Annotated in this window: 20 protein-coding genes; 11 read left to right on the top strand and 9 right to left on the bottom strand. The window is 63.4% G+C overall.

Annotation, left to right across the window (positions count from 1 at the left end; genetic code table 11):
• Positions 1-4: 4 nt before the first annotated feature.
• Positions 5-1,270 (bottom strand): HlyC/CorC family transporter, encoded by a 1,266-nt coding sequence (locus tag ACOOFO_RS11915; RefSeq protein ID WP_420426983.1) that lies wholly within the window; start codon positions 1,268-1,270, stop codon positions 5-7.
• 83 nt (positions 1,271-1,353) lie between these two features.
• Positions 1,354-2,136: a cytochrome C assembly family protein gene (locus ACOOFO_RS11910; protein WP_420426982.1), complete on the bottom strand. Its 783-nt coding sequence runs from the start codon at positions 2,134-2,136 to the stop codon at positions 1,354-1,356.
• Between the two features lie 97 nt (positions 2,137-2,233).
• Here ACOOFO_RS11910 and ACOOFO_RS11905 point away from each other — a divergent pair, with 97 nt between their 5' ends.
• The 7 genes from ACOOFO_RS11905 (at position 2,234) to ACOOFO_RS11875 (ending at position 7,087) form a co-directional block, all read left to right on the top strand.
• Positions 2,234-2,998 carry an MBL fold metallo-hydrolase gene (locus ACOOFO_RS11905; protein ID WP_420426981.1) on the top strand — a complete coding sequence of 255 codons (765 nt, stop codon included), beginning with the start codon at positions 2,234-2,236 and terminating at the stop codon, positions 2,996-2,998.
• A gap of 78 nt (positions 2,999-3,076) precedes the next feature.
• Positions 3,077-4,546, top strand: a complete 1,470-nt coding sequence (gene ffh / locus ACOOFO_RS11900) for a signal recognition particle protein (RefSeq protein ID WP_420426980.1) — start codon at positions 3,077-3,079, stop codon at positions 4,544-4,546.
• 167 nt (positions 4,547-4,713) lie between these two features.
• Positions 4,714-4,983: a 30S ribosomal protein S16 gene (rpsP, locus tag ACOOFO_RS11895; RefSeq protein ID WP_420426979.1), complete on the top strand. Its 270-nt coding sequence runs from the start codon at positions 4,714-4,716 to the stop codon at positions 4,981-4,983.
• A gap of 25 nt (positions 4,984-5,008) precedes the next feature.
• Positions 5,009-5,530: a ribosome maturation factor RimM gene (rimM, locus tag ACOOFO_RS11890; RefSeq protein WP_420426978.1), complete on the top strand. Its 522-nt coding sequence runs from the start codon at positions 5,009-5,011 to the stop codon at positions 5,528-5,530.
• Between the two features lie 5 nt (positions 5,531-5,535).
• A complete protein-coding gene (gene trmD, locus ACOOFO_RS11885; RefSeq protein WP_420426977.1) occupies positions 5,536-6,288 on the top strand; it encodes a tRNA (guanosine(37)-N1)-methyltransferase TrmD in 753 nt (250 codons plus the stop codon).
• Positions 6,285-6,638 (top strand): 50S ribosomal protein L19, encoded by a 354-nt coding sequence (gene rplS / locus ACOOFO_RS11880; RefSeq protein ID WP_420426976.1) that lies wholly within the window; start codon positions 6,285-6,287, stop codon positions 6,636-6,638. Before trmD ends, rplS begins: the two co-directional genes overlap by 4 nt.
• A 161-nt stretch (positions 6,639-6,799) precedes the next feature.
• Complete coding sequence (locus ACOOFO_RS11875) at positions 6,800-7,087, top strand: hypothetical protein (RefSeq protein ID WP_420426975.1); 288 nt, start codon at positions 6,800-6,802, stop codon at positions 7,085-7,087.
• Between the two features lie 24 nt (positions 7,088-7,111).
• Here ACOOFO_RS11875 and ACOOFO_RS11870 read toward each other — a convergent pair whose 3' ends face one another.
• The 3 genes from ACOOFO_RS11870 to ACOOFO_RS11860 form a co-directional block, all read right to left on the bottom strand.
• A complete protein-coding gene (locus tag ACOOFO_RS11870) occupies positions 7,112-7,732 on the bottom strand; it encodes a glutathione S-transferase family protein (RefSeq protein WP_420426974.1) in 621 nt (206 codons plus the stop codon).
• A gap of 50 nt (positions 7,733-7,782) precedes the next feature.
• On the bottom strand, positions 7,783-8,736 hold the full coding sequence (trxB, locus tag ACOOFO_RS11865) for a thioredoxin-disulfide reductase (protein ID WP_420426973.1): 954 nt from the start codon (positions 8,734-8,736) through the stop codon (positions 7,783-7,785).
• Positions 8,737-8,849: 113 nt separating this feature from the next.
• Entirely contained in the window at positions 8,850-9,452 is a 603-nt protein-coding gene (locus tag ACOOFO_RS11860) for a peroxiredoxin (protein WP_420426972.1), read from the bottom strand.
• Positions 9,453-9,630: 178 nt separating this feature from the next.
• Here ACOOFO_RS11860 and sppA point away from each other — a divergent pair, with 178 nt between their 5' ends.
• Together sppA and ACOOFO_RS11850 are read left to right on the top strand one after the other, a co-directional pair.
• Entirely contained in the window at positions 9,631-11,547 is a 1,917-nt protein-coding gene (gene sppA, locus ACOOFO_RS11855; RefSeq protein WP_420426971.1) for a signal peptide peptidase SppA, read from the top strand.
• A complete protein-coding gene (locus ACOOFO_RS11850) occupies positions 11,544-12,341 on the top strand; it encodes an alpha/beta fold hydrolase (protein WP_420426970.1) in 798 nt (265 codons plus the stop codon). Before sppA ends, ACOOFO_RS11850 begins: the two co-directional genes overlap by 4 nt.
• Positions 12,342-12,359: 18 nt before the next feature.
• On the opposite strand, the gene ACOOFO_RS11845 is transcribed toward ACOOFO_RS11850, so the two are convergent.
• From ACOOFO_RS11845 to ACOOFO_RS11830, 4 genes are all read right to left on the bottom strand, one after another.
• A complete protein-coding gene (locus tag ACOOFO_RS11845) occupies positions 12,360-13,226 on the bottom strand; it encodes an alpha/beta hydrolase family protein (protein WP_420426969.1) in 867 nt (288 codons plus the stop codon).
• Positions 13,227-13,233: 7 nt separating this feature from the next.
• Positions 13,234-14,145, bottom strand: coding sequence for a carboxylating nicotinate-nucleotide diphosphorylase (gene nadC / locus ACOOFO_RS11840; RefSeq protein WP_420426968.1), 912 nt, complete (start codon positions 14,143-14,145; stop codon positions 13,234-13,236).
• A 36-nt stretch (positions 14,146-14,181) separates the two neighbouring features.
• The gene (gene argF, locus ACOOFO_RS11835) at positions 14,182-15,117 is read right to left on the bottom strand and encodes an ornithine carbamoyltransferase (RefSeq protein ID WP_420426967.1); all 936 of its coding nucleotides are present in this window, start codon (positions 15,115-15,117) and stop codon (positions 14,182-14,184) included.
• A 68-nt stretch (positions 15,118-15,185) separates the two neighbouring features.
• The gene (locus tag ACOOFO_RS11830) at positions 15,186-15,761 is read right to left on the bottom strand and encodes a superoxide dismutase (RefSeq protein ID WP_420426966.1); all 576 of its coding nucleotides are present in this window, start codon (positions 15,759-15,761) and stop codon (positions 15,186-15,188) included.
• A 209-nt stretch (positions 15,762-15,970) separates the two neighbouring features.
• Here ACOOFO_RS11830 and grxD point away from each other — a divergent pair, with 209 nt between their 5' ends.
• Both grxD and icd read left to right on the top strand, forming a co-directional pair.
• Positions 15,971-16,294: a Grx4 family monothiol glutaredoxin gene (grxD, locus tag ACOOFO_RS11825; protein ID WP_420426965.1), complete on the top strand. Its 324-nt coding sequence runs from the start codon at positions 15,971-15,973 to the stop codon at positions 16,292-16,294.
• Positions 16,295-16,382: 88 nt separating this feature from the next.
• Positions 16,383-18,143 carry an isocitrate dehydrogenase (NADP(+)) gene (gene icd / locus ACOOFO_RS11820; protein ID WP_420426964.1) on the top strand — a complete coding sequence of 587 codons (1,761 nt, stop codon included), beginning with the start codon at positions 16,383-16,385 and terminating at the stop codon, positions 18,141-18,143.
• Positions 18,144-18,151: the final 8 nt, after the last annotated feature.

Below are 18,151 nucleotides of genomic sequence, written 5' to 3'. Positions count from 1 at the left end.
GGGGCTAGCCGAGCGTGGGTCGCACGCGCGCCGTGCGCACTGCATTGCCCCGCGTTTCCGTGATTTCCACGTTGTAGGTGTTGAGCACGAGCCGGTCCCCGGGCTTGGGAATCGTTTCCATCGATTCGAGGATCAGGCCGTTGACGGTGCGAGGTCCGGCTGTGGGCAGCTTCCATCCAAGGGAGCGATTCAGACTGCGCACGCTGACGGAGCCGTGGATCAGGTAACTGCCGTCGGTATCGCGGTAGACATTGCGGATGCGGGTCGCCGGATCGGAGGTGAACTCGCCGACGATTTCTTCCAGGATGTCGGCCAGGGTGACCAGGCCTTGAATGTCGCCGTATTCGTCAACCACGAAGCCAATGCGTCGCTTCTGATTCTGGAAATTCAGCAATTGCTGGTTCAGCGGTGTGCCTTCCAGCACGAAGTAGGGCTCGACGGCAGTGCGTGCCAGATCTTCGCCGCGCAGAGGGCCCTCCTGGGCGGAGGCGAGCTTGAGCACGTTGCGTACATGGATGACGCCGACCAGCTCATCAATGGAGCCGCGGTACAGCGGCAGCCGGGTGTGCTCCGAGCCCGTCAACTGCTGATTGATCTCGGCATCGCCCTGATCCAGATCGATGCCGACGATCTCGTTTCGGGGAATCATGATGTCCTCGACCGTCGACTTCTGCAGGTCGAGGATGGAAAGCAGCATGGTCTGGTGGCGGTGCGGAATCATGGCGCCGGCCTCCGCGACCACCGAACGCAGCTCTTCGGACGACAGATTGTGCTCTGCGGCGTCTTCCGGACTGACACCGAGCAGACGGAGCAGGCCGTTGCCGGCCAAGTTCACGAGCCATACCAGCGGCCACAGCACGCGCATCAGCACCCAATACACGTAGGAGGCGGGGAGCGCCACTCTCTCCGGGTACAGCGCGGCCAAGGTCTTCGGTGCGACTTCGCCGAACAACAGGATGATCAGCGTGAGGGCGCCGGATGCGATGGCGATGCCGGCCTCGCCGAACAGCCGGAGCCCGATGACCGTGGCGGTGGAGGCCGCGAGGATATTGACCAGGTTGTTGCCGAGCAGGATCAGGCCAATCAGCCGGTCCGGCCGCTGCAGCAGCCCGTGGGCGAGGCGGGAAGCACGGTCGCCTTGCTGAGCGCGATGCGCGAGGCGATACCGGTTGATGGTCATCAGGCCCGTCTCGGAGCCGGAGAAGAAGCCGGATAACACGATCAGCACTGCCAGGAAGGAGAACAGTGCCGATAAGGGAATGTCGTCCAAGAGTGAAGAATTCGCCAGTCGGGTTGGCTATTGTAGCGAGACCTTGCCGTCCGCCGTCTAGCAGCACGGTTTCCTACGCAAAATCAGCCCCAACGTTGCCCGAGCAGTTCCTCGAGCACGAATTTGCTACCGAAGTAGGCGAGCAGCAGCACGGCGTAGCCTGTCCAGGTCCAGCGCAGTGCCGTTCGGCCGCGCCAGCCATAGCGCCAGTGCCCCCAGAGCAACATCAGAAAGACCGCCCAGGATGTGACCGAGAGCAGCGTCTTGTGCACCAGGTGCTGATCGAACAGGTCGTCGACAAAGACGATGCCGGTCAGCAAGGCAGCGCTCAGCACGCCCCAGGCCAGCCACAGGGCGCCGAAGAGGGCGCTCTCCATGCTCTGCAAGGGAGGCAGGCTGCGCAAAAGGGCAGGCGGGTCATGCGCGCCGTGCAAGGCGCGGTTCTGTACCGCCACCAGCAGCGACTGCATGGCGGCGAGGGTGAAGAGCCCAGCGGCAAATACGGACAGACCGACATGAAGCTTCAGTGCGTTGTCGTGAATGCCCTCGCCGGCCTGGGCGCCCTCGGGCCAGGCGGCAGCGATGGCAGCCAGGCCCGCGAGCGGGAAGACCATACAAGTGAGCGCGGTGATCGGCAGGTGACGCCAGGCGAGCAGAGTGAGCACGGCCGCTTGCCAGAATACGAGAGAGAGGGCGTCCACCACGCCGATAAGGAGCAGGCCGTCAGCAAACAGATCGCCGACGAGGGCGGTGGCGTGCAGCAGCACAGCCACGATCCCCCCTGCCATAAGGGCGCTCCGATGCCCGCGCAGTGCGCCCAGCAGGGCGATGCAGTAGGCGAGCAGGCTAAGACTGGCGGGGATCATGATGGTGAGTCGCGTACACTTGGAACTCGGATGGTAACGAGTCGCGCGCCGTTCTGACGGTAGCCGCGCCGATGCCCTGCGGGAGGCTGGGGTGTCTATGCAATTTCGAGTCCTGGGGTGCAGTGGGGGGCTTGGCACCGGAGGTCATACCACGACCTTCGCGCTGGGTCGCCGCGTCCTGATCGATGCCGGAACGGGCGTGGGTCGGTTGTCGCTGGACGACATGCAGGCACTCGAGCACGTCTTCCTCACGCACGCGCACCTTGACCACATCGCCGGGCTCGCCTTTCTGGCGGACACACGCTTCGCGCACGGCGCCACCGGGCTGCGCGTCCATGCCCGTGCCTCGGTGTTGGGTGCGTTGCGCGCGCATATTTTCAACTGGCAGATCTGGCCCGACTTTGCCTCGCTCGGCTGCGAGCACAAGGCAACCATCGAGACGCGTCGGGTGCACATGGGCAAGCCTGTAGCCATTGACGATGCAGTGCTCACGCCATTGCCCGCCCGGCATACCGTGCCGGCCTGCGGCTACGCAGTGGAATGTGCCGGCGGGACACTGGTCTATTCCGGTGACACCACCGCGTGCGGGCCCTTCTGGCGCGCGCTCAACAAATTGGACCGGCTGGATCATTTGATCATCGAGGTGGCTTACTCCGATGAGCAGGAGCGTCTCGGCCGGGTTGCACGCCATTACACACCGGCCGTCCTCGGGCAGGAACTGCGCAAGCTGCGCCACCGCCCAGTGATTCATATCACCCACCACAAACCCGGACGGGGTGCGCTGATCGAAGCGCAATGTGCCGAGGCACTGGCGGGCTGGGAGTTCCGGCACCTCGAGATGGACGATGTCATCGATCTGTAAGGGGGCATGACGGGGTGAAGACCCAAATTGTCGTAGGCTAGCGCGCTGTCCGGTCCCGCAACGATTCCCACGGTCACGATGTTTCAGAGCCTCAGCGAACGCCTTTCCACCGCCCTGCAGTCCCTGAGCGGGGCAGGCCGTCTTAGTGAAGATGATGTCGCCAAGGCGGCGCGCGAGCTGCGCATGGCGCTGCTCGAGGCCGATGTGGCCTTGCCGGTCGTGCGCGGATTCATCGACCGTGTGCGCGAGCGCGCCGTCGGCGCGGAGGTCAATAAGAGTCTGACACCGGGCCAGCAGTTTCTGCGCATTGTGCAGGACGAGCTCACGGTCACTCTGGGCAAGGAGCATGCCCCTCTCAATCTGCGCGCCCAGCCGCCGGTTGTGATCCTCATGGCCGGGCTTCAGGGCTCAGGCAAGACCACCACCACCGGCAAACTGGCGCGCTACCTGCGCGAGCAGCAGAAGAAATCCGTAGCCGTCGTCTCCTGCGACGTCTACCGCCCCGCTGCCATTCAGCAGCTGCGCATCGTCTCCGAGCAGGCCGGGGTGCATTTCCTGACCAGCGAAGCGGGCGAGTCGCCGACCGCCATTGCCAAGCGCGCCCACGATCAGGCGGTGCGCGAGGTCTACGATGTGCTCATCGTCGACAGCGCCGGTCGGACCGGCATCGACGAGGCGATGATGCAGGAGATCAGTGACCTGCACGGCGTCTTGAAGCCGGCGGAAACACTGTTCGTAGTGGACAGCATGACGGGGCAAGACGCCGCCAATACGGCGCGCGCCTTCTCCGAGCGGCTGCCCCTCACCGGCGTGGTGCTGACCAAGGTGGATGGCGACGCCCGGGGCGGCGCGGCCCTGTCGGTGCGCGAGGTGACCGGTGCGCCCATCAAGTTCATGGGCGCCGGTGAGAAGATCGACAAGCTGGAAGCCTTCCATCCGGACCGCGTCGCTGCACGTATTCTCGGTCAGGGAGACATGCTTTCGCTGATCGAGGAGACGGTTGAGCGCGTAGACCGCGAGAAAGCCGAGAAGCTCGCCGGCAAGCTGCGTTCGAAGGGGGGCTTCGACCTCGCCGATTTCCGGGAGCAGATGCAGCAGATGGAACAGATGGGCGGCATTGCCAGCCTGCTGGAGAAGATGCCCGGTGGCGCGCAGATGCAGCAGAAGCTGGCTCAGCAGAACCCGGAAAAGGAAATCGGTCGGTCCATCGCCATCATCAATTCCATGACGGCGCGCGAGCGTCGTCACCCGGCACTGATCAAGGCATCGCATCGTCGACGCATCGCCGCCGGCAGCGGAACGCAGGTGCAGGACGTCAACCGCTTGCTGCGCCAATTCGAGCAGTCGCGCGACATGATGAAGAAGGCCAGCGGCGGCGGTTTTGCGCGCATGATGCGCGGCTTGACCGGGGGAGGCGGTGCGGCCGGTGGCATGCCGGGCGCCATGCCGGATCTCAGTGCGATGGGCGGTGGTATGGGCGGGCTGCCCGGTGGCGGGCGCTCGGGCAAGAACAAGAGCCGCAAGAACAAGCGCAAGAAGCGTCGGTGACGCTGGCGTCATTCGCGGGTTGCGCAAAAAAGCGCTTGCAGATCATGGGCTTGGTCGGCCCATGCCGGCAACCATCAACTTCGTGTACGTTCGGGGGGTTTAACTTTCGGCGGATAAAGCTACAATAGCCGACTTAGTAGCAGCCCCAATCGGACAGAAGTTACTTAATGGTCAAAATTCGCCTTTCCCGCACCGGCTCAAAGAAGCGTCCCTTTTACCATATTGTCGCGACCGATAGCCGTAGCCGGCGCGATGGTCGTTTCATTGAACGGCTTGGGTATTTCAACCCGTGTGCACGAGGAGCCGAGCAGGAACTGGTTCTCGACCACGAGAAACTCGATGCATGGCGGAACAAAGGCGCGCAGGTTTCCGAGCGCGTGACTTCGCTGGCGCGTAAAGCTTCTGCCTCTGCGCCGGCGGAGAGCGCTGCCGCCTGAGCGCCCCGCGCGAGCGGAGCAGACATTGGACGGTTTCAGTAAGCCTTTCACAGAACGCTGGGTCACGCTCGGCCGCATCACGGGCGTGCACGGCGTCCGCGGGTGGGTGCGCGTGCAATCCTTCACGCGCCCATCCGAGAATATTTTCAGCTATGGCCCGTGGTTGATCCGCGGTGTCGAGTTGCCACGCCTGGACTATCGCGCCAGCGGGCGCGGCTTCGTGGTGCAGCTCAAGGGTATCGAAGATCGCGAGATTGCCGAAGAACTGGTGGGCGAGGAAATCCAGATCGAGCGCAGTTCGTTGCCCGAGCCGGAAGACGGCGAATACTACTGGGCGGATCTGCTCGGTATGCAGGTCGTGACCATCAACGAAACCGTGCTGGGGCACATTGACCGTCTGCTTGAAACCGGAGCGCAGGACGTGATGGTCGTCAAGGCCGGTTCGCGCGAACGCATGCTGCCCTTCGTCCAGGGGCCCATCGTCAAGAAGGTCGATATTCCGGCGCGACGCATCGAGGTCGACTGGGAACTCGAAGAAGAAGAGTAGTTCCCATGGAGGTCGAGGTCATCACCCTGTTCCCTGAAATGGTGGAACAGGGCCTTAGTGCCGGTGTACCTCGTATTGCGCGCGAAGCAGGGGCGTTACGGCTGACAACGCGGAATCCGCGCGACTATGCCGATAACCGTCATCGCACCGTCGATGATCGGCCTTTCGGGGGTGGTCCGGGAATGGTCATGCAGGCCCCGCCGATGGTGGCCTCCATCGAAGCCGCCAGAGGCATTCATGCGGAGGCGCCGGTGATTGCGATGAGCCCGCAGGGCGCGCCACTCAACCAGGCATGGCTGCAGAAACTCTCGGAGCTGCCGGCAATGATTCTGCTGTGCGGGCGTTACGAGGGGTTGGACGAGCGTATTACGCCGCACATCGACATCGAAATCAGCCTGGGCGATTTCGTGCTGTCGGGAGGCGAACTCGCGGCCATGGCCATCATCGATGGCGTTGCGCGCTTGCTACCGGGCGTGCTGGGTCACAAAGATTCGGCAAAAGAAGATTCTTTTGTTGAAGATTTGCTCGATTGCCCGCACTATACGCGCCCCGCGTCATGGCGCGGCGTATCGGTACCGGAGGTTCTGTTGTCCGGTGATCATGCGCGCATCCGACAGTGGCGCTTGCAGCAGGCATTGGGTGCAACGTGGTTGAAACGGCCTGATCTCTTGGGGCGCGTCACGTTGTGTGATGAATGGGAAGCGTTGCTCGCCGACTTTATCGAGCAGCAACAATCAGTCAGGAAAGTACAAGCATGAGCAATATCATCCAACAGCTTGAAGCCGAGCAGATGCAGCGCGAAGTGCCGGCCTTTCGCGCCGGCGACACCGTTGAAGTCAAGGTCAAGGTCAAGGAAGGGGACCGCGAGCGTCTGCAGGCCTTCGAGGGTGTCGTGATCGCCAAGCGCAACCGCGGCCTGCATTCGGCGTTCACCGTGCGCAAGATTTCGCACGGTGAAGGGGTGGAGCGCGTCTTCCAGACCTACAGCCCGCAGCTTGCTGAGATTCTCGTCAAGCGCCGTGGTGATGTGGCACGTTCCAAGCTCTATTACCTGCGCAACCTGCGCGGTAAGGCGGCGCGCATCAAGGAGCGCCTGACGCAGAAGTAGCGGTGTAGCCGCCCCGCGCGGCACACGTCGCAGTCGTGGTTCCAGGCCGCGCGAGGGCGAAACCCTCGCGCGGCTTTTGTCGTGTGTGCGCCATTGCCACTGTCCACGGATGGCGGATGGCAGTAGGATGGCGGGAAAAGGGTCGTCTGGGGAGAACGATCGTGATGAAGACAATGCGCTTCAGCGCATGTATAGCCGCTTGTATTGTGTTGAGTGCTTGTAGCGCGGAGAAGCAGTGCAACAGCGGCGTGGAGGAGGTCTACAACACCTATCGTGCGATGCACAACGCGGAGAATGGCGCCCGGAAATACGAGCGCGCGATTGTCCAGGCGGGAATGCACGTGAATGAGGCCCAGACGCAACAGGCCACGCGCAACTTCGAAGGTTGTGTGCAGAGCGTGAAAGCCGCCCGCAATGCACTGAAGGCGGCGCGCGCCGCGCGCGAGTAGGTCGACGCGGCGCTGGGGCGCTGCCTAGTACGGCCCGTCGGGCGGCTTCGTGGCCTGCATGGCAGGCCGCGTCACCCATTCGCTGAGCCAGCGGTCGAGACAGGGATGATCATCCCGCCAGTTCAGCCACGGCGTACGAAAATCAAGATAGGCGAGCGCCACCCCGAGGGTGATGTCCGCGGCGATCGAGGCGGTTCCGCCTTGGGCGCCGATGCGATGTTCAAAGCGCGGCAGAACGCGGCGGATGGTAGCGACCTGCCGATCGATCTGCTCCGGGAACCGGATGCTTTCGGGGCGTCGATTTTCCATCACGATGGCCACTGCGGCGTCGATCACCCCCTCCGCCAGGGTGACCTCGGTCGCGGCCGACCAATCCCCGCGGCTGGCAGGCCAGCCCTGATCACTGTCCTCGGTGCCGTCGAGCAAAAAAGCCATGATCAGCCCGCTGTCGGGCAGGGTGAGACCGGCGCCGGTGACCAGCACCGGGATCTTGGAAAGGGGGTTGCGGTCGAGCAGATTACGCGGTGAGGCGAATGGATCGACCACTTCCTCCTGAACGTCGTGCTCCAGGCCGAGTTCCCGGAGTAGGACACGCACGCGGCGTGCGTAGGGTGACGTCAGGTTGCAATACAGGGTCTGGTCCATGCACACCACCACTGAAAAGGGCGCCGACCCGCCGTTCGGCGCCGGAAGCTTCAGTCTAGCTGGTCGAGGTACTTCTCGGCGTCCAGTGCCGCCATGCAGCCGGTACCGGCGGAGGTGACTGCCTGCCGATAGACATGATCCATGACGTCACCGGCCGCGAATACGCCCTTGATACTGGTCGCGGTGGCGTTGCCCTCGGTTCCGGAACGCACCTTGATGTAGCCGTTGTTCATGTCGAGCTGCCCCTGGAAGAGGTCGGTATTCGGCTTGTGCCCGATCGCGATGAAGATACCGGTGACCTCGAGGTCGCGGGTTGCTTCGTCCTTCATCGACTTGAGGCGAGCGCCGGTCACGCCCTGTTCGTTGCCCAGCACCTCGTCCAAGGTCCGATTCCAGATGACCTCCACCTTGCCTTCGCGCTCGCGCTCGAAGAGCTTTTCCTGGAGGATCTTTTCCGCGCGCAGGCTGTCACGGCGATGCACCAAATAGACCTTGTTGGCGATGTTGGCCAGATAGAGCGCCTCTTCCACGGCGGTGTTGCCTCCGCCGATGACGGCAACGTCGGCGCCCTTGTAGAAGAAACCATCGCAGGTGGCGCAGGCGGAGACGCCCTTGCCCTTGAAGGCTTCTTCCGACTCCAGGCCAAGGTACATGGCCGAGGCCCCGGTGCTGATGATCAGGGCGTCACAGCTGTAGGTGCCGACATCTCCGGTCAGCGTGTAGGGAGCCTTCGACAGGTCGACGCTATTGATGTGGTCATAGGTGATCTGCGTGCCAAAGCGCTCCGCATGCTTGCGCATGCGCTCCATCAGATCCGGCCCTTGCAGGCCTTCGATGTCACCCGGCCAGTTGTCAACGTCGGTGGTTGTCGTGAGCTGACCGCCGACTTCGAGGCCGGTAATCAGGCAGGGGTTGAGGTTGGCGCGTGCGGCATACACCGAAGCGGTGTAGCCCGCAGGACCGGAGCCCAGGATGATCAGTCGATGATGCTGCGTGTCACTCATGAGACAGAATCCTTAGAAGAGAATAAACGGCGAGTTCAGGGCATAAAAAACCCGGGGCGGCGAAAGCCGTCCCCGGGCGTTTCGCGCCTGTGAAGAGCGCGGCCTTCGTCGCCTTACAGGTTGGAGGCGTTCTTGGCCAGATAGTCGGCGACGCCGGCAGCGTCCGCCTTCATGCCCTCCTGACCCTTCTGCCAACCGGCCGGGCAGACTTCGCCATGTTGTTCGTGGAACTGCAGGGCGTCGACCACGCGCAGCATTTCGTCCACATTGCGGCCCAACGGCAGATCATTCACGGTCTGGTGGCGTACCAGACCTTCCTTGTCAATCAGGAAGGAGGCGCGGAAGGCCACACCGGCCTGCGGATGCTCGATGCCGTAGGCGCGGGAGATCTCATGCTGCACGTCGGCAACCATCGGGAAGCCAACCTGACCAATGCCGCCCTTGTCGACCGGGGTGTTGCGCCAGGCGAAGTGCGTGAACTGACTGTCGATGGACACGCCGATCAGCTGCACATTGCGCTCCTCGAACGCGCTGCGACGGTTGTCGTGCGCGATGATTTCCGACGGACACACGAAGGTGAAGTCCAGCGGCCAGAAGAACAGAACGGTGTACTTGCCGCGCTGATCGGAGAGCTTGAACTCTTCGGTGATGCTCCCATCGCCCAAAACGGCTGCGGCGGTAAAATCGGGTGCCTGACGGCCAACAAGTACGCTCATGATTGCTCCTTTACAGTGTCGTGAAATTCGGTACGAAAAGGGGTGCGGGACCTCCGCAATGCGCCGCAAGCTTAGGAACTTCCGCGCGCCAGGGCAATCCCGTAGAAACTAATTCCCGCATAGGGACTTTTTATCAATCGCTGCGGCCCAGGCTTGCAGCGCCACCGGAATGGACATCGTGAACGAAGCGACCCGCCAGAAGGGCCCCCTACGCAGACTCTTCGGCCGCATCGCGGCCGTATTCTCCTTCCTGTATCGCGCGCTCTTCATCCTGAGCCTCCTGTTCGGTGCCTTCCTGGGCTGGATGCTGCTCAGCGGCGGGCCCTCCGTGCAGGTTGAAGACAACGTCGGACTGGTCATCGCGCCAACCGGCGCCCTGGTCGAGCATGTCGACGCCGATCCAGTGCAACAGCTCATGCAGCGCTGGACCGGGGAGCCTCCGCTGCAGACCAGCGTTGCCAGCGTGGTGGATGCCTTCGACCGCGCGCGCGCGGACGACCGCATCGCCTTTGCCGTACTCAAGCTGGATGAACTGCGTCAGGCCGGGCTGGCCAGCATCGACGAGGTGGCCCGTGCCGCCGAGCGCTTCCGTGCTTCCGGCAAGAAGATCTACGTCTGGGCTGACATGCTCACGCAGCCGCAATACGCCCTGGCGGCACAGGCGGACGAGATTGCCCTCGATCCCTTCGGTGGCATCTGGGTAGAGGGATACTCGGTGTATCCCAATTACTTTGCGGAGCTGCTCGACCGTCTCGGCATCACCGTCAGCGTCTTTCGGGTCGGCGAATACAAGTCCGCGGTGGAACCCTTCATCCGCAATGACATGAGCGACGCCGCACGCGATGCCAACGCGGCATGGCTGGATGATCTCTGGACCGCCTATCTTGAGCGCGCGAGCGCCGTGCGCGAGACCGTGGGAGAGACCTTGCCGGCCATGCTGTCGGACCTGCCCGCGCGGTTGGAGGCGGCGGGCGGCGATCTGGCGGCTACCGTGGCCGAAGCCGGCATCGTGGACCGTCTCGAAAGCCTGCAGGATTTCCGCGAACGCATGGGCGAGGTGGTGGGGATGGCCGAGAATGGTCATGGCAGCTTCCGCCAAATCCACTTCCGCCATTATCTGCGGGCCACGGATGAGCAGGCCGCCGCAGCCTCTACCGGGTCAAGAATCGCCAAGATTCACGTGCAAGGCGTGATCGTCGACGGTTTTGGCGAGCCCGGCACCGCCGGCGGGGATGCCATTGCCGACCAACTGCTGCGTGCCAGCCGCGACGACAAAGTGCGCGCGGTGATTCTGCGTGTCGATACGCCCGGCGGCAGCGTGCTGGCTTCCGAACGTATCCGCCGCGCCGTGCTTGAGGTTCAGGAGGCGGGCAAGCCCGTGGTCGCTTCGATGGCGTCCCAAGCCGCCAGCGGCGGGTACTGGGTCTCCATGGATGCCGACGACATCGTTGCCTACGATGCCACCATCACCGGTTCCATTGGCGTCTTCGGGCTGTGGATGAGCGTGGATCAAGGCCTCGAAAAGATCGGTGTGCATACGGACGGCATCGGCACCACGCCGCTGGCCGGCAAGCTCCGGCCGGACCAGCCTCTGGACGAGAATCTGGAACGCGTCTTCCAGAGCGGCGTGGAGCACGCCTATGCCTCTTTCGTCGAACGGGTCGCGGCAGGTCGCGAACTTCCGATCGAGACGGTGCGAGACATCGCGGAGGGGCGGGTGTGGAGCGGCACGCAGGCACTGGAGCGCGGTCTCGTCGATCGTCTCGGCGGGCTTGATCTGGCTATTGATCGTGCCGCGGAACTCGCCGGGCTCACAGAAGGGGAGTACCGCGTGACCACGCCGGCCACCCCGCAGCCACGGCTGATGGATGCACTCCAGTTCTGGTCCGGTCGCGCCTATGCTGCGTTAAGCGGCACCGGGATGGACGCATGGCTGGCGGGATGGGCGCGCAGCCATCTGCAGGGGCGCGCGCAGGCCGCCAGCCTAGCGCTGATCCCGGCCGATCCGCGCGGGCTCTATGCCTTGTGTGACTGCCAGCTCGACCACGGTGCGGCAGGGCTCCCGCGGACCTCCCTTCCCGGGGCGGCGAGGTGAGTGACGCGCCGGTGGCGCTGCACTGCCCTGAAGCGGGCAACGGGCCTTCAGTCCTGCTGATTCACGGCTTGGGGGCCAGCCATCAGGATTGGCGGGACGTGGCCCCAAGGCTGGCCAAGTCGTACCAGGTCTTCACGCCAGACCTGCGCGGGTATGGAAACAGCCCGCGGGGCCCAGGCCCCTACCGTCCGGACATCATGGCCCAAGACGTACTGGCGCTTATGGAGTCCCAGGATATTCGTCAGGCCCATGTGGTGGGGCACAGCATGGGCGGCGCGGTGGCAGTAGAGCTCGCGCTCTGCGTACCGGAGCGTGTTCGGAGTCTGACCATCGCCAACAGCGTGCCCGCCTTCCGGCCGACACGGCTCCGCGAGTGGTTCGAAATCGGCCTGCGGCTGGCGACCATGTCCGTGCTCGGGCCGCGTCGCCTGGGGCAGATCATGGGACGCCGCATGTTCCCGAAGCCGGAGCAGGCGGAACTGCGACGTTTCATCGAAGCGCGCGCTGCGGCCAACCAGCGTTGGGTGTACCTCTCCAGTCTGCTTGCCTTGACCCAATGGTCGGCCGTCGAACGACTGCACGAACTGGTCATGCCGGTCGCCATCCTTGCTTCCGGCAACGACTACTTTCCGGTTGAGGATATGCGCCGCTACGCCGAGTCCGTGCCGGATGGTCACTTCTACTGCTTCCCAGACGCGCGCCATGGCGTCCCACTTGAGGCCGGTGCCGAGATGGCCCGCTGCCTGCAGTCCTTTTTCGAAGGGTCCGACCAGGGTGGGCCGCGTCACGTCTGACAGACCCCCGGTATGGCCTTACTTCAGCAGGCCGACGTTCTGCTTCCAATCCAAGGTGAGCCTCAGCAGCTGCTCGATCAGGACATCGGCGCCGGTATAGAGATGGCCACCTTCGAGTTCGATGCGTTGCGCCTGCGCCGATGATTCCTGCACGGCTTGCCACAGCGCTTCGCTGGCCACCTTCGGAATCCGCTTGTCGTCGCGGCTGACGATGACGAGGGCGTGCTGGCTGGCACGCAGCTGTTTGGCGTGCATCTCCGGAGACGGCAGGTCGGCGTACCAGGTGATCAACTTGGCCACCAGGGTGCCGGCCCAGCGACCGATCACACCGTAGTCCTCCCCCCACGCGCGGTGGAACTGATGGGCGATGACATCCTCCAGGGCTCCGAAGCCCTGGACCGAGACCACCCCCGGAATGGGATGCTGGCCAGCGGCGATGACGGCGAAAGGGGCGCCCAGACTGGCACCGACCACGGTAATGCGCTGGGGGTCGACCATGGGGTGGGCTGCCAACGCCTCATAGAGGGCACCCACACCCTCGATGGTGCGTCCGATAGCCTTGCGCGCCTTCGGAAGCTCGCCCAGATCGCTCCACAGCCGGAACTTGCGCGGCGGCGTGTAGGGGTAGTCGAAGCTGGCAAAGGCAATCGAGGCGTCAAAGCCGGGCAACAGATTGATCGCTTGCGCCCCGGTTTCGAGGCCGCCGAAGAGCATCACCGCGGGGTAGGGCGGGTTGCCCCCCTCGGGGAGGACGAAACGTGCCTCCAGCCGAGTGCCGTCGTCCAGGGTGACAGGAAGGCGTGTTTCAACCGCATGCGCCTGGTAGGCGCACAGCCAAAGCAACGGCAAGGCAAGCCAATACCGCGGGCGGAGCGGCTTGCGCAAGGATGGATCAGCGCATCTTGACGCTGAGGGAGTGCACCGGGCCGGGGTTGTCGGTTGCTTTGGCATCGTCGAGCCGCATGGAGATGTCCGCTGCCTGGACATTCTTGGTCAAGCCGCCGATCGAAATACGATCGACGCCCGTGTCGGCAATATCGCGGACGTTGTTGATCGTGATGCCGCCGGAGGCTTCAATGATGGTCTGCGCCCGGTTGAAGCGGCGGTATTCACGGGTCATGGCCACTGCCTTGGTGAGCAGGTGGGTTTCAAAATCGTCACAGAGCAGCAGGTCGACGGCGCCGTCGAGTGCCGCCTGTACTTCGTTCAGATTCTCCGCCTCGCACATGACAGGAAGGTCTCCGCCCACCGCCTTCGCAGCCTGAATGGCCTCGGCGATGCCACCCGCTGCGGCAATATGGTTTTCCTTGATGAGGATGGCGTCGTAGAGCCCCATCCGGTGGTTGTGTCCGCCGCCGCATCGCACTGCGTACTTTTGCGCACTGCGCAAACCGGGCAGGGTCTTGCGCGTGTCGACGATCTTTGCGTCGGTGCCGCGCACCCGTTCGACAAAACGGCGCACGAGCGTGGATGTCCCCGACAAGGTCTGCAGGAAATTAAGAATGGTACGTTCTGCCATCAGCAGCGAGACGGCGGGACCGCTGATGGTGCAGAAAGCCTCGTTGGCCTTGACGGTATCCCCGTCCTTGGCGTCCCAGCGCAAGGTGATGGCCGGATCGATCTGTTGGCATACCGATTCAGCCCAGGGTACGCCGCACAGCACGAAGGATTCCCGCGCAATCAATTTGCCGCTGGTGTCGCGCGCAGGCACCAATTGCGCTGTAGGGTCGCCATCCCCGACATCCTCTGCAATGGCGCGGGCAGCAATGGCGTCGATATCGTCCTGGGCGGGTAGTTCGGGCATGGTCTCAGTGTGGGATAGGGCGCGTTGGGTGTGAGTTCAGGCGTCGAGTGTAACGGCGCCCGCCGTGCCCGGTGGCGCAAGCAATGCTTCGAGCAACGCCTTTTGAGCGTGCAACCGGTTTTCGGCCTCTTGCCAGACACGGCTCTGTGGGCCGTCAATGACGTCGGCGCTGACTTCCTCGCTGCGATGCGCGGGCAGGCAATGCAGGAAGATGGCGTCCGTGGCGGCCTGGCGCATCAGCGCGCCGTCCACGCAGTACCCGGCAAAGGCGTTGGTACGGGCTTCCTGCTCCGCCTCTTGACCCATGCTGGCCCAGACATCGGTGACCACGACCTGCGCCCCCTCCACGGCTTGCGCCGGATCGCGCACCAGTTGGGCGCGATCTCCGGCGACATCCAGCCAGCGGGGGGCGGGCTCAAACCCTTCCGGTGTGGCCACACGGAGCTGGAAGTCGAAGACCCGCGCCGCCTCCAGCCAGGAATGGCAGACATTGTTGCCGTCTCCGACCCACGCCACGGTCAGGCCGCGGACGCTGCCGCGGTGTTCGACGATGGTCTGGATATCCGCCAGCAGCTGGCAGGGGTGGCATTGCTCGGACAGTGCGTTGATGACGGGAACGCTCGACACGGCAGCCATGGCTTCCTGCTGGGCCTGCGAATCATTGCGCACCATGATGGCATTGCACATCGACGACAGCACACGCGCCGTGTCCTGCACCGGTTCACCGCGGCCCAGCTGGGTATCGCGGGGGGACAGGAAGATGGCGTGGCCCCCGAGCTGAGCCATGGCGGCCTCAAAGCTGACCCGCGTCCGCGTCGAGCTCTTGGCGAAAACCATGGCCAGCGTCTGGCCGAGCAGGGGGCGGTGTGTAGGGTCGGGGTGCTGCTTGAGTTCGATGGCGCGTTGAATCAGCGCCTCGGCCGCCTGCTGGGAAAGATCCGTCAGGCGGAGGAAGTGGTGGATGGAGGACATGGCAAAGCCGTGAATAGAAGGGCCGCGCAGCGCGCGGCCCCTCATTAAGCGGGTTGGTTAGCGGCGCTTCAACCGAGGTTCTGCTCGACGAACTCCCAGTTCACCAGCTGCCAGAAGGCTTCCAGATACTTGGGGCGCGCATTGCGATGATCGATGTAGTAGGCATGTTCCCAGACATCGCAGGTGAGCAGGGCGCGGTCGCCGTCGGTGAGCGGGGTGCCGGCGTTGGAGGTCGAGGTCACGGCAAGCGAGCCATCCGGCTTCTTGACCAGCCAGGCCCAGCCTGAGCCGAAGGTACCAATGGCGGTTTCCGTGAACAGTTTCTTGAAGTCCTCAATGCCGCCAAATTCCTTGACCAGCGCATCGGTCAGCTTCTTGCCGGGCTGCGTCTGGCTGGGTGTCAGGCACTGCCAGAAAAAGCTGTGGTTCCAGATCTGTGCGGTCTGGTTGAACAGCTTGCCGGAGGACTTGACGATGATTTCCTCCAACGGCATCTGCTCGTACTCGGTACCGCTGATGAGGTTGTTGGCGGTATCGACGTAGGTCTTGTGGTGCTTGCCATGATGGTAGTCGAGGGTTTCGGCCGACATATGCGGTTCGAGCGCCTCGCGCGGATACGGCAAATCAGGGAGGGTCAAAGCCATTGAACTTCTCCTTAGCACTGCAGTGGGTGTTGGAACGCTCGTCCGGCGCAGCGTGGGCACCGACGGTGTCAAGCGAATACCCGCACAGTGTAACCCCAATGCCCCCCGGCGCCGTCAAATGTGATTGCCACTCGGCCCGGACGCAACAAGGCAGGCGCGCATTTTCTTATACTCCCGCGCCCACGCTCCGCATGCTATAGGAACCGCTTATGGACGCGCACGAACGCATACGCAAGCAGCTCGCGGAAAACCCGGTATTGCTCTACATGAAGGGCACACCGGATTTTCCGCAGTGCGGCTTTTCGGCACGGGCGGTGGCGGCCCTCAACGGCTGTGGGGTGCCCTTTGCCTTCGTCAACGTGTACGAGAACGAGGACATCTACCACGCTCTGCCGGAGTACGCGAACTGGCCCACCTTCCCGCAACTGTTCGTGAAGGGGGAATTTGTCGGGGGCTGCGACATCACCCTGGATCTTTATGAACAAGGGGATTTGCAACGCATGCTAGAGGAAGCGGTCACTCGCCCAAAGTAGGATAGTGCGCGCTGCCTGTGCGCCGTCGGCGCAAGGTAGACTGAACCCAACCTTCTGCGCCTGCAGCACAAAACCAAGGAGATCGCGTATGCCCCGCCATATCCGTATGCCTGACACCGGAGAGAAAATCCGCGTCGAAGGCGACCGGCTTGTCGTCCCTGACCAACCTGTCGTCGGCTATGTGGAGGGGGATGGTATCGGTCCGGATATCACACGCGCCTGTCTGCGCATCTGGGACGCTGCCGTCGAAAAGGCCTATGGCGGCAAGCGCAAGATTCATTGGTGCGAAATCTATCTGGGCGAGAAGGCGGCGAGTCTCTACGACGGCCAGTACTTCCCGCAGGAGGCGCTGGAAGCCTTCGAAGAGGTCATCGTCTCGATCAAGGGGCCGCTAACGACCCCGGTGGGCGGCGGCTTCCGTTCGCTTAATGTGGCGCTGCGCCAGGATCTGGATTTGTATGCCTGTGTGCGCCCAGTACGCCACTATTCCGGCGTGCCGAGCCCGCTCAAGCATCCGGGCAAGGTGGATGTCGTGATCTTTCGCGAGAACACTGAGGACGTCTACTGCGGCATCGAGTTCAAGTCGGGTACCGAGGAGAACGAGAAACTGGCGCGTTTCCTGCGCGAGGAAATGGGAGCCGACTTCTTCGAGGGCGCCGGCCTGGGCATCAAGCCGATCTCCGAATTCGGCACCAAGCGGCTAGTCCGCAAGGCCATCCAGTACGCGGTGGACCACGGCCGCGAGTCGGTGACCCTGGTGCACAAGGGCAACATCATGAAGTTCACCGAGGGGGCGTTCCGTAGCTGGGGCTACGAAGTGGCGCGCGACGAATTCGGCGATGTCACGATCACCGAAGAGCAGCTCTACAACGAGTACAAGGGCAAGCAGCCGGAAGGCAAGATCGTGATCAAGGATCGCATCGCCGACATCATGTTCCAGATGATGCTGCTGCGGCCCGAAGAGTTCGACGTGCTGGCTACGATGAACCTCAACGGCGACTACCTCTCCGACGCCATCGCGGCTGAGGTCGGCGGTGTCGGCATCGCGCCGGGCGCCAATATGTCCGACCACGTTGCCGTCTTCGAGGCGACGCACGGAACTGCTCCCAAGTACGCCAATCTGGACAAGGTCAACCCGGGTTCGCTGCTGTTCTCGGGTGTGATGATGCTCGAGTACATGGGCTGGCAGGAAGCCGCCGACCTGATCACGTTGGCCTATCCGGAGCTGATCACGGATGGCGTCGTCACCTACGACTTTGCCCGTCAGATCACCGGTGCCACCGAGGTCAAGACCTCCGAATTCGCCGATGCGCTGATCGAGCGCATGCGTGGTGGTATCGACCTCGAAGCCAAGCGCAAGCAGCAGCAGGAACAGCTCGTCAAGGAGCGCCGCCAGCGCGAGATTCGTCGTCTACTGGAGCCGATGGAAGAAATGATCGCCACGGGCAAGGTCCCGACGGCCGTATCCGACCTGATGACGCGCTCGCTGATCACGGTGCGCGACGAGGAAACGGTGGAGGTCGCCATGCACGCCATGGCCGACAACGATGTGAACTCGGTAGTCGTCGAGCCGGACGACAGCGGTCAGTGGGGCATCCTCACCAAGCGCGATATCGTCACCAAGATCGTCAACGGCGGGCGCAACCCTTCCACCACACGCGTGGCCGATATTGCCACCCGGCCGGTGATGTCAGTTCCGCCGGAAACCACGATCCGAGAGGCGGCCAACATCCTGTCCGCCAACCAGTTCTCGCGACTGACCATCGAACAGGGTGGCCGCGTGATCGGGATGGTCACCGAGGACGACATCTTCCAGACCGTGGAGAAATTTGGCTGGAGCGTCGAGTGAGCGCGACC

The organism is Algiphilus sp., assembly GCF_965216485.1.
Lineage (GTDB): Bacteria > Pseudomonadota > Gammaproteobacteria > Nevskiales > Nevskiaceae > Algiphilus.
The sequence above is the reverse complement of the archived record's forward strand: the minus strand, read 5'-3'. Positions and strand labels throughout refer to the sequence as shown.